Genomic DNA, 11584 nt, shown 5'->3' with positions numbered 1-11584 from the left:
CGCCAATTGCTGTGCAAGCCAGAGTGCCACGAGGACTTATTCGCACCTTCCCTAAAGATAAATACTGACACCCGACTCCCCGATTGCTAGATTGAGGTTACCGCATCGGGGAGATGCTCATAGGGAGGTGTCATGCTGGTTACACAGAGTCTTCATCAACTGCCGACGGCAAGCGGCAGCATGCAAACCCGGGTCTATCGTCCCGATAGCGAGGGTTGTTTTCCCGCCATCATTTTTTACTCGGAAATCTTTCAGGAAACCGCACCTATAAGCCGCATGGCTTGTATGCTGGCCGGTCATGGCTTTGTGGTATTGGTGCCGGAGATTTTCCACGAGCTCAATCCGCCGGGCACTGTGCTTGGTTATGATGACAGTGGCAAGGACAAAGGCAACAGCGATAAGCTGAGCAAGCCATTGGAAGCCCACGATGATGATACTCAGGCGTTGGTGGATTTTATCCGGGCTCAGCCCTGGAGCCGCGGCCGGATTGGTGCCATGGGCGTCTGCATTGGCGGTCACCTGGCATTTCGCGCCGCCCTTAACCCCGACATAGCAGCGGCATTTTGTCTCTATGCCACAGATATTCACAGCGGCGCTATCCCGAGTGCGCCGGGGAATGACTCTCTGAGCCGCTGCCGGGATATTCGCGCCGAGTTGATGATGATCTGGGGCAAGCAGGCCCCCCATGTGCCGAGTGAAGGGCGCTGTCTCATCCAGCAAAGGCTGGAGCAATGCCAGACCTTATACAGCTGGCAGGAGCTCAATGCCCAGCACGCCTTTATGAGGGATGGCGATCCCCGTTATGACCCGGCATTGGCGTTGCAGATGTATCAGCAGGCGCTGGCGCTGTTTCAGCGCAGGCTCAATTAATCCTGCTTGGTCAGTTGCTCCGGCTCTGTCTCTTGTGCCTGCGGCGCCGAGGCATTGCTGGGTGCCAGCTTCAGCACGGCTTTTTGCAGTATCAGGTTGTTGGGGTAGGTAACAGTATCGCCGTTGTCGCGGCGGATAAGCACGTGGAACAGCCCCACTTCCAACAATACCCCGGTAATATCTTCATCCTTGTCGACGACTTTGATCCGCTCACCGACTTTGTAGGGAAACACAAAAAAGATCAGCACCCCGGCGGTGAGGTTACTCAGTATCGACCACTGGGCCACCAAAGCCACCCCCAGCACGGCAAATGCCGAAGACACGAACAGTGAAACCTCCTGATAGCCGAGTCCCAGAGAAACGGCCATCAACGACAGAGTGACAAAGAACAACAGATAGCTGATAAAGCGGGTCACCAGGCTGGTACGGGCGGCGCTGACCTGTTTCTTGTCCGCCAGGGTTTGCACCGCATTTTTCAGCGCCCGCTGCAGAAAGAAAAACACCCCGAGATAGAGGCAGGCAATCAGAATATTGTGAGTCATATGGCGTATGCTTCTGTGAGAAATAAGGCATTTGCTGGCATACTAGCGACTTTGTCACAGGGGATAAACTCCCCAATCGAGAATTATTCAAGCATGGCAGATTATCGCACCTTAGTGCAGCAACAGGATGAATGGGGCAGCGTCGCTGTCCTCGATGATGGCGACTGTCGGATTTTGGCCTTCGGCGAACACGACGAGCAGAGCAAACTGTTGAAAAAGGCCCCTCATGTACCGCAGCACACCTATGTGCAAGCCATGCTGTTGGCGCTTTTGTACCTCAAACCCAAGAGCGCCATCATTTTGGGGCTGGGCGGCGGCGCCTTGGTGCATGCGCTGAGGCATTTTGATGCCGCTATCAAGCTGACAGCGGTCGAGTTGCGCCCCCTGGTGCTTGAGTTGGCCAAGAGCCATTTTCAACTGCCACTGTCGAAAAAGCTGAACCTTATCAATCAGGATGCCAATCAGTTTCTGGCCAGTGCCGATCACAAGAAGGTAGATATTATCTTCGCCGATCTCTACGGCTCTGAAGGGGTGGATGCCGGTCAGCTGAGCCAAGCCTTTATCGAGCAGAGCCTGGCACTGCTCAAGAGTGAAGGTTTGCTGGTGCTCAACTGCTGGAAAGAGCACAGTCAGGACAGAGGCCTGCTGGCTCGCCTGCAGCAACATTTCCCCGATGTGCGGGCCTGCCTCACGGGGGGCGGCAACTGGGTAGTGTTTGCCTCAAGGACACCGAAAAACTTTACCAGTGCCGGGCTCAAACAGGGCGCCGCCGGCTTGTCTGCTGTGCTGGACTGCGATCTCGGCCGCTCTCTCAGTCGCTTCGAACTCTGGCAGTAGGCTAATTTGTAAGGGATTGTTAAGGGCACTAGTCCGTAAAAGCCCTGATGTTATATTTGTCTGCCCCTCAATAATGATAAGCAGTACAAATGAATAAAAACAAAAGATTAGCAGTAAAACTTCTGACCCTATCCTGCCTTGTGGGCGCTGGGACGACACAGGCCGAACAGTATGAGTTTGCCACTCAAGTCGCCCCGGCCAACACCTTGGTGATGTTCCAGCATCAGGATGGCACCCTATACTCGGCCGCCGGATTGCAGGCGGATACCCGCAAACAACTGCAGCGCGCCATTGCGGCCGCCAACTTCAAAGGCCAGGAGGGCGAGCTGCTCGAATTGCTGGCCCCCATTGGTACCCAAGCAGAGCGCCTGCTGCTGCTCGGGCTTGGGGATGCTGAACTGACGCCGGGGGAGACAGCCTTGCTGGGGGGCAAGCTGTCAAATCACCTGGAAGCCGTCAAACAACCCAAGGTGGCGGTATGGGCCGCTGATATCCCAAATAGCCAAGGGTTTATCGCCGAATTGACCCAGGGGATTTCCCTTGCCAGCTACCGCTATCGTGACTTCACGGCCAAGCCGCGCACCGAAAAACAGTACCATTTTGCGGTCGCCGAGCCCAAGGTAGCCGAGACCAATCACCTCAAGTCGGCAGCGATTGCCGATGGGGTGGCGCTGGCGCGGGATCTGACCAACAAACCGGCCGCCGAACTCTATCCCGAGTCCTTTGCCGATGCGGCCAAGGAACTCAAGCGTCTTGGCGTCAAGATCAAGGTGTTGGAACCCAAAGAACTGGCCAAACTCAATATGGGTGCGTTGCTGGCCGTGGGCAAAGGCAGCGAGCGAGGCCCTAGACTGGTAGTCGCGCACTGGCAGGGCAGTGATGATGCTCCGGTGGCGCTGGTGGGGAAGGGGATTACCTTTGACTCAGGCGGCTATAACATCAAGGCGACCGGCACTTCGATTGCGCGGATGAAGTCAGATATGGCCGGCGCCGCCACAGTGTTGGGAACGGTCAAGGCGATGGCCGCCTCCAAGGCGCCGGTTAATCTGGTGGGTATCATGCCGCTGGCGGAAAACATGGTCTCGGGTCGTGCAATGATCCCGGGGGATGTGATCAAGACTGCCCAGGGGCTGACGGTTGAAGTCCTCAATACCGACGCTGAAGGACGCCTGGTGCTGGCCGACGGTCTTTGGTATGCCCGCGAGAAATACCAACCACAAGTGATAGTGGATGTGGCGACCCTCACAGGGTCCAAGGTGCGTGCCCTAGGGGTGGAATATGCCGGCCTGTTCAGTGACTCAGAACCTTTGGTGCAGCAACTGACATACGCGGGACAGCAGGTGGGGGAAAAGCTGTGGCGTCTGCCGCTGGATCCGGCCTACGGCGAAGAGCTGCATTCCAGCATCGCGGATTTAACCAACACAGGCCGTGAAGGCAGCGCCGGGGCTTCTTCGGCGGCGATGTTTCTCAAGCGTTTTGCCGGTGATCAACCCTGGGCTCATCTGGACATTGCCGGTAATGCCCTGGTCAGGAGCGACACTCAACTGGCTCCGGCCGGTGCTACCGGTTATGGTGTACGCCTGCTGAGCCATTGGTTGGAACAGCATAAGTTCAGCGAGAACCAATAGATCAATAACTTGCCCGGGAGCGAAGGGTAATCGCTTTTTTCGCTCCCGACACAAGTTCCTCTGAAAAACCGATTAAGGCAACAGCTTTTATCCGTTATCTTATTTTAAACCCTTTGGTTAATATGACTTCCATCGACGGGCAGCAATGAAGTTGACCCGGACAATTCAAACTGAAAATGGGAGCATACAATGACTCAGTCAATCATCAACTCTGTAATCAAACCCTTTAAAGCTACCGCCTTCCACAAAGGTGAATTCGTTGAGCTGACCGAACAGGATCTGCTGGGCAAGTGGTCTGTAGTTTTCTTCTATCCAGCCGACTTTACCTTCGTTTGCCCAACTGAACTGGGTGATATGGCTGACCACTACGAAAAACTGCAAGCCATGGGCGTTGAAGTTTACTCTGTGTCTACCGACAAGCACTTCACTCACAAGGCATGGCACGATACTTCCGACACCATCAACAAGATTCAATTCCCAATGATAGGTGACCCAACCGGTGAAATCAGCCGTAACTTCGGCGTGCTGGTTGAGGAAGACGGTGTTGCCCTGCGCGGTACTTTCGTCAGCAACCCTGAAGGTGAAATCAAAGTCGCGGAAATCCATGACCTGGGTATCGGACGTAGCGCCAGCGAGCTGGTTCGTAAGATCCAAGCTGCTCAATATGTTGCCACTCACGACGGCGAAGTTTGCCCTGCCAAGTGGCAGCCAGGCGACGAAACTCTGGCTCCTTCTCTGGACCTGGTTGGCAAAATCTAAACAGCCAGCCTGACCCAGAAGGCTCCGAACCTCCCCCTGCAAGGGTTCGGAGCCTTTTTCCCCGCACTATTTCTGTTTTCCTTTAGTCTGATTCTGGAGTCATCATGTTGGATGCGAATCTGAAAAATCAACTGCAAACCTATCTGCAGAACCTCAAGCAACCAGTTGAACTTGTCGTATCTGCAGATGAAAGCCCAAAGTCCAAAGAGCTGTTGGCTCTGGCACAGGATATTGCCTCGCTCTCTTCCCTGGTCAGTGTGACCGAGCAGTCACTGTCCCGTACCCCGGCGATGCAGGTTACCTCAATCAAGGGTTCTGACATACGTTTTGCCGGTTTGCCCATGGGGCACGAATTTACCTCACTTGTGTTGGCTCTGCTGCACACAGGAGGGCATCCCATCAAGCTGGAGGCCGAGCTGATCGAGCAGATCCGCAGCCTGCCAGGGGAATATCATTTTGAAACTTTTGTTTCTCTGAGCTGCCAGAACTGCCCGGATGTGGTGCAGGCGCTCAATATGATGGCGGCGATCAACCCGCGGATCAGCAATACCATGATAGATGGTGCCCTGTTCCAGGATGAGGTTGAGCAGCGCAACATCATGGCCGTGCCTTCGGTTTATCTGAACGGCGAGCCTTTCTCTGCCGGCCGCATCAGCCTGAAAGAGATACTCAATAAACTGGATACCAATGCCTTTGCCCGCCAAGCCGAGAGCCTCAACCAGCGTAAGCCCTACGAAGTACTGGTGGTTGGCGCCGGGCCTGCCGGTGCATCAGCCGCCATCTATGCCGCCCGTAAGGGACTGCGCACTGGGTTGTTGGCCGACAAGTTCGGTGGCCAAGTCAGCGAAACCGTAGGCATTGAAAACTTTATTTCGGTCAAGGCGACTGAAGGCCCCAAGTTGGTGGCAAATCTGGAAGAGCATGTTCGCGACTATGAAGTGGATGTGATGGATAACCAGAAGGCGGTTCGTCTTGGCAGCAATGGCCTCTATGAAGTGGAACTGGAAAATGGTGCCGTACTCAAGAGCCGTACTGTCCTGTTAGCCACCGGGGCTCGTTGGCGGGAAATGAATGTCCCCGGTGAGCAGGAATATCGTGGCCGCGGTGTGGCTTATTGCCCTCACTGTGATGGCCCGCTGTTCAAGGGTAAACGGGTTGCGGTGATCGGCGGTGGTAACTCGGGTATTGAGGCGGCTATCGATCTGGCCAACATAGTCGAGCATGTGACTGTACTCGAGTTTGACAGCAAATTGCGCGCCGATGACGTGCTGCAGCGCAAGGCCAAATCTATGGGTAACATCACCATCATCACCCAGGCGCAAACGACAGAAGTCCTTGGTGATGGTAGTCGGGTTATCGGGCTCAACTACACAGACAGAGCCAGTGGCGAGCAGCATAATATTGCGCTGGCAGGTATCTTTGTGCAGATAGGTCTGGTGCCCAACACTGAATGGCTGCGCGGTACTGTGGAATTGACTCCACGCGGTGAAATCATTGTCGATGAACGCGGTCAGACTTCACTGCCAGGGGTGTTTGCCGCCGGTGACGTGACCAACTCGGCCTACAAGCAGATCATCATCGCCATGGGTAGCGGTGCAACCGCCTCTCTGGGAGCCTTTGACTACCTGATCCGCCATTCAGAGGATGAATCGGCAGCGGCTTGATGGGTTAACCACTCAACAGCCTTTAGCAACACAGCAGCCGGCCAAGTGCCGGCTTCTTTTGTTCTAAGGCAAACCTTTGGTTCAGCTGAGCGTCAGTCTCTTTGGGTTAATTTGAACCGTTTAGGGTCGATGCCGGTTGGTGGAAAATGACCTTGCCACTCGATTGCCTTGGCATTCCAGGTTTGGAGTAAATAACAATGTCTGCATCTTATTTGGCAAAGAGCGCCCTGTTGCTTTTGCTGTTGGGTTTGGGGAGTCTCGGTGGCTGCGCCGATATTCTATGCTCTGCCCGTACCTATGAAGCGGTTGCCGATGGTTGGCAGGATCACAATCAGTGTGTGCGTCAGGCGGAAGATAACTTACGTCGTCATCAGCAAGAACAGCAAAGGCAGCAGGATACTGCGACGCGTCAGGCATTGCAGGAGGCATTGGCGCAGCATAAGTGAGTCTTAGGTTCGCCCATGTATCCACAATAAAAAAACCGGCTTTGCCGGTTTTTTGCTATCGCCAGAGCCTTGGGAATATCAGGCTGTGGTATTGATATTGTGGCCTATGTTACCAACCGGGCCGGCAGGTTCTTGTGTCGGCGTAGCGGCCTGGATAAGTTGCAGTGCGATTTCGCCTTCGGCTTCTTGTTGCTGCTTGGCCAGCTGCGCGACTTTAACACCGACAGCGCCGGTATCCATATTGACCGACAGCGGCTGGGAGTTGAGAGAAACTGTCATGGCTTTCCTCTGGGTTGGAGAGTCGCTTCGGGACTCGGGCATGATACTGTTATCGGCATCAATAGCTATAACTTTAGCCTAAATCCCGCTTGTCCGGCAAAAAGCCAAGCCACCAATGGGCAACTTGGCTTCTTGCTGCTGCTCTGAACTTCAAGTCGTGATCCATCAAGCGGCCTTACGGCGGCGCTCCAACAGTTTTCTACCGCTGACTATCAGGATAGTGACGACTATGGCGCCGATAATCAGCCCCAATGCCAGGGTGACGCTCTGTAGCGCCGCCGGGTTGACCGCCAGGGTGCCGCCCAAGCCAAGCATCATGATGCCGGACATCAGCTTCAGGGTCTGGCCCTCTTTCTCGGTCAACTTACGTTTACCAAGCGTCATGCTGAAAGCAATCACTATGATGGCCAGTGGGATCACATAGACAATGTTGTACAGCACCAGGTACATATAGCGCTCAAAGCTCGGCAGGTTATGCATGGAGAGCACGCTGGTGTAGATCATAGGGAAACCCGCAGTACACAAGAGCTCATAGGCGTTGGCCAGAATCGCCAGCACTGTGGTACCGGCTATCATGGTCGCCAGGCTGGAGGCGCTGGACAGCTTACCCATACGCTTGATAAGCCCGGTGCGGTTTTCCGCCGACATGGATAGGGTTACTTCTCCTTTGGTAACGAAGTAGTCCTTCACGTTGATACTGCCGGCGATCAACGCCAGTATTCCCGCTGCCAGAATAATCATCCCGCCATCACTGCCGGCCCCCAACAGCTGGAAGATGTTGAGCCAGGCGGTCATAAACAGGAAGTAAATAAAGCCCGAGAAAAACACGAAGATACCACCAACCAACAGCATACGGCTGCGGCTCTTGGCGTTGACCATGATGGACAGCAGGAACAAGAGCACGAAGAAGGCACAGGGGTTAAAGGCATCGACACCGGCCAGTACCAGCGTCAGAATTGGCAGCGACATGGTTTCAGGTGTCACCACCCCAACCAGAGGCAATTCCACCGGCTGCACTTCGGGCTCTGCCGCCAGAGCCGTGGCATCACAGGTGCCATCGCCACCATCATTGGCGCAGGTGCCAAACAGCGGCGCCTGAGTTGAACCTGTGTTTGCCTGAGTGCTTGTTTGTCCCGGCATATCTTCCGGGCTCAACTGGCCGCCCGCCTGCAGGTAGCAGTTCTTGAGGCGGTTGAGCAGGAACTGACCTGTCACCTCTTCACTGGAATAACCGACTATCACCTTGCCACAGGTAGCCATATAGGGCACTGAGCGGGCTTCTGTTCCTGTCTCTGTGGCCAACTGCTGCCACAGCTCCTGAGTACCCGTGGCGCCCACCATCACAGAGTGCAGCTCTATCCAGGGGTAGCGCTCCGGCAGAGAGTCGATGAATGGATGCGCTTCAGCGCAGTGGGGACAGGTCTTGGACCAGACAAAATATAAAGGAATTTTGATCTGCCCTTGCTGATCCACCTGTTGCCACTGGATCTGCGACGCCGAATTTTCGGTTGCGGCAAGGCCTGCGCTGAAACTCAGTAACAGGCAGAGAAAGAGGGTTCTTAACATAAGCTTACCTGTGTAAGAGGGATTAAACTGTATCTGAATGACCCATAGCCCGGTTCAGGCTACAAGTACCCTACAAATACTTTACTCCAAGCCCTTGGTATCCATGATAAAGCAGCATCAAAACTGTTAGCAGACTCGAAAAAGTCCCTAAAGTGAGACACATGGACATTTGTTAAGCTTTGAGTAATAAAACCGCATTCGAACAGTGCCATTGTGGTAAGCGACTTCAGTAATTTACTTTTTTGCCGCTAAACTTTTACTCCACCCTAAAAATTTATAGGACTTCTTATGCAGTTCACGCTTAAAACCCGCTTACTGCTGGTCAGTCTGGGCGCCGTTTTGCTTACGGTTGCCGCCCTGGTTGGCCTTTCCTCCTCTTCCATTCGTGATAATGCCATGCAGCGAACCCAGCGCGAGGTCGATCAATTGGCGAACACCTTTGCCGGCGGCATAGGGCAGTGGATGTATGACAGACAAAAGGCGATCAGCAGCATTAAGGGCACGCTGCAGCGGAACCCTGAGGTCAATATCACCCCTTTTCTGATGCAGGCCCATGAGGCCAGCGGTTTTGCGCTGACCTACTACGGCGATGAGCAGGGCAACATGTACCGTCAGGATCCCAGCCTGAATACGGCTGGCTATGATCCCCGGGTTCGCCCTTGGTATCAGGATGCCAAGCGGGAAGGAGCCATGATAATGACGGCACCTTATGTCAGTGCCACATTGCAAAAGCTGGTGGTCACCATAGCCGAACCGGTAATGAACAGCGGTCGCCTGCAGGGCGTGGCAGCGGCTAATCTCACCATAGATCAACTGACAGATGCGGTGCGAACCCTCAAGGTGCCGGGTGACGGCTATGCCGTGATGCTTGAACGCTCAGGCTTGATTATCAGTCATCCGGACAAGGACCTGAACGGTCAGCAGTTCAGCCGTCTTGGCAGTGCCTTCAATCCTCAGTGGCTCAGCGCCAGGATCAGCGCCAATACCCTGGATGAGATGGCATTCGACGGTAGCAGCAAGCTGTTTTACGTGGCGGCAGTGCCTCATACAGATTGGGCACTGATGTTTGTGATGGACAAGGCAAGCATCATGGCCGAGGCTACCGAGCTGGCATGGTGGATGTCTGCGGTGGGCGTGTTGTTTTTGGTGGGCTTTGGTCTGTTGCTGGTATTGGTGTTCAAGAGCCAGTTCCGCGATCTGGAACGTCTGGCCAAGGCGCTCAACGATATTGCCGAAGGGGAGGGGGACCTCACAGTCCGTATCGAGACCCGTAATCAGCACGATGAGATAGGCATGCTCGCCGCCGGCTTTAATCGTTTTGTTGAACGCCTGCACGGCATGATTTCCCGTATGAGTGACATAGCCCAGCAGTTGGGAGGCCAGGCACAGGAGACCCGCCATTCGGCCGAGAGTAACAGCCAGAGCATCGAAGTGCAGCAGGACGAAGTCACTATGGTGGCAACCGCTGTGACCGAAATGGCCAGTGCCACCGAGGAGATCGCCAGCAATGCTGAACTGACGGCACAGACGGCGCAGTCGGCGGTCGGCCTGGCCGGCAGTGGACAACAGCAAGTGCTGCAGAGCCAGGAATCGATTCGTAGCCTGGCGCAGGAAGTGGATACCGCCAGTCAGATCATCGGCGAGCTCAACGAGCACTCACAGAAGATCAACAGCATTTTGCTGACCATCAGCGGTATTGCCGAGCAGACCAATTTGTTGGCTTTGAACGCCGCCATCGAAGCCGCCAGAGCCGGTGAGCAGGGGCGCGGATTTGCCGTGGTAGCCGATGAAGTCAGGGTGCTGTCGCAGCGCACTCATGCGTCGACACAAGAGATCCAGACCATGATTGAGACCTTGCAAAAAACCGCTTCCAAGGCAGTGAATTCCATGGCTCAGAGTCATCAGATGGCCGAAACCAGTGTGATGGATGCCGAATCGGCCAGTGCCAGTCTGGAGCAGATAAGCCAAGCGATCACCCAGATATCCGATATGGCCAGCCAGATAGCTACAGCGGCCGAAGAGCAAACCTCTGTCACCAGCGAAATCAATCGTAATACCGAGTCGATTCGTGAGGTTTCTCAAACCCTGTCACAGGAGGCCAACAGCGCCACTGTCAAAGCGCAGGAGTTGGCTGAGTTGTCAGATTCGCTGCGCCGTGAAGTCGGCCGTTTTAAACTCTAGCGCAATACCTAAGGAGGGTGCGAACAAGTCCCATGAGTGCTCTGCATCGGCTTACGGGCCTGTAAGCCACTTCGCACCTTCCCTAAGGGGCATTCATTTGTGGATCTTGAAAGTACTTAGTTATTCGGCGGCGCTTGGCTTTTCAATCGTCGCCATCATCTGTTGGTTAGTACACCAATGCAGACTCACTTCGCGATTGTCTTTATGGGTTGCCGTGCGGATACGAGTGACTATGGGGTGAGAGAAGTGTGCTGCGGTTAAATATTCTTTAACCCTTTCAATTCGTCTATTGGCAAGCCACATATTATATTTTTGCAAATCTTCATCGCCGATAGACTTATCCATATTGAATTCCAATAACAGATAGCCGCTTGAATTATCGCTATTATCAGCAACAATTTTATCCAGTTGCAAAGAATCCTGGGTACTGAAATAAGAGCTGTTCTTGGCATAATCGACATTGCCAAGCAAAACGCTTTTCTGACAGGTGGCTTGGGTCGCGCCGGTAAACAGCAGTAACCCCAGAATCAGGGCGCGCATATCATTCTCCTTTGACTATGACTTTATTATTGCTCACATCCACTTTTGAGGCGCAAATTTAATCGATTGTCCAGGAAAAATCAATTTTATATGAATATCAACCTTTGCTGAATGACAGCGTCATAATACAGAATGAATGACGGAAAAATGTCGCAACAAATATAATTTCAATTGTTGCGACATTTATTTATATTCTTGCCAATAAATTGACTGAATATTAGGGAAGGTGCGAATAAGTCCTCGTGGCACTCTGGCTTACACAGCAATTGGCG

The 11584-nt window shown here is 53.9% G+C and carries 11 protein-coding genes; 7 read left to right on the top strand and 4 right to left on the bottom strand.

Annotated elements, in window-relative coordinates; all coding sequences use genetic code 11:
- Window positions 1–132: 132 nt before the first annotated feature.
- Window positions 133–870, top strand: a complete 738-nt coding sequence (locus ON072_RS20450) for a dienelactone hydrolase family protein (RefSeq protein ID WP_261753020.1) — start codon at window positions 133–135, stop codon at window positions 868–870.
- Here the strand turns inward: ON072_RS20450 and ON072_RS20445 are convergent.
- Window positions 867–1412: a mechanosensitive ion channel family protein gene (locus ON072_RS20445; protein WP_025008938.1), complete on the bottom strand. Its 546-nt coding sequence runs from the start codon at window positions 1410–1412 to the stop codon at window positions 867–869. The genes ON072_RS20450 and ON072_RS20445 overlap by 4 nt on opposite strands.
- A 93-nt stretch (window positions 1413–1505) precedes the next feature.
- Here ON072_RS20445 and ON072_RS20440 point away from each other — a divergent pair, with 93 nt between their 5' ends.
- The 5 genes from ON072_RS20440 (at window position 1506) to ON072_RS20420 (ending at window position 6746) form a co-directional block, all read left to right on the top strand.
- Complete coding sequence (locus tag ON072_RS20440; protein WP_107005075.1) at window positions 1506–2249, top strand: spermidine synthase; 744 nt, start codon at window positions 1506–1508, stop codon at window positions 2247–2249.
- An 89-nt stretch (window positions 2250–2338) separates the two neighbouring features.
- Window positions 2339–3877 (top strand): leucyl aminopeptidase, encoded by a 1539-nt coding sequence (locus ON072_RS20435; RefSeq protein ID WP_167716509.1) that lies wholly within the window; start codon window positions 2339–2341, stop codon window positions 3875–3877.
- A gap of 189 nt (window positions 3878–4066) precedes the next feature.
- A complete protein-coding gene (gene ahpC / locus ON072_RS20430) occupies window positions 4067–4636 on the top strand; it encodes an alkyl hydroperoxide reductase subunit C (RefSeq protein ID WP_028779456.1) in 570 nt (189 codons plus the stop codon).
- Between the two features lie 104 nt (window positions 4637–4740).
- The gene (gene ahpF, locus ON072_RS20425; RefSeq protein ID WP_167716511.1) at window positions 4741–6300 is read left to right on the top strand and encodes an alkyl hydroperoxide reductase subunit F; all 1560 of its coding nucleotides are present in this window, start codon (window positions 4741–4743) and stop codon (window positions 6298–6300) included.
- A 197-nt stretch (window positions 6301–6497) separates the two neighbouring features.
- A complete protein-coding gene (locus tag ON072_RS20420) occupies window positions 6498–6746 on the top strand; it encodes a hypothetical protein (protein WP_261753021.1) in 249 nt (82 codons plus the stop codon).
- A gap of 78 nt (window positions 6747–6824) precedes the next feature.
- Here ON072_RS20420 and ON072_RS20415 read toward each other — a convergent pair whose 3' ends face one another.
- Together ON072_RS20415 and ON072_RS20410 are read right to left on the bottom strand one after the other, a co-directional pair.
- Window positions 6825–7025 carry a hypothetical protein gene (locus tag ON072_RS20415; RefSeq protein ID WP_025008941.1) on the bottom strand — a complete coding sequence of 67 codons (201 nt, stop codon included), beginning with the start codon at window positions 7023–7025 and terminating at the stop codon, window positions 6825–6827.
- Window positions 7026–7190: 165 nt separating this feature from the next.
- On the bottom strand, window positions 7191–8591 hold the full coding sequence (locus ON072_RS20410) for a cytochrome C biosynthesis protein (RefSeq protein ID WP_261753022.1): 1401 nt from the start codon (window positions 8589–8591) through the stop codon (window positions 7191–7193).
- Between the two features lie 288 nt (window positions 8592–8879).
- On the opposite strand from ON072_RS20410, the gene ON072_RS20405 reads away from it, so the two are divergent.
- A complete protein-coding gene (locus ON072_RS20405) occupies window positions 8880–10772 on the top strand; it encodes a methyl-accepting chemotaxis protein (protein WP_096140975.1) in 1893 nt (630 codons plus the stop codon).
- Between the two features lie 120 nt (window positions 10773–10892).
- On the opposite strand, the gene ON072_RS20400 is transcribed toward ON072_RS20405, so the two are convergent.
- Window positions 10893–11312, bottom strand: a complete 420-nt coding sequence (locus tag ON072_RS20400) for a hypothetical protein (protein ID WP_261753023.1) — start codon at window positions 11310–11312, stop codon at window positions 10893–10895.
- Window positions 11313–11584: the final 272 nt, after the last annotated feature.

The organism is Shewanella sp. K8, from assembly GCF_028823715.1.
Classification (GTDB): Bacteria; Pseudomonadota; Gammaproteobacteria; order Enterobacterales; family Shewanellaceae; genus Shewanella; species Shewanella algae.
This window is presented reverse-complemented; position numbering and strand designations above follow the sequence as displayed.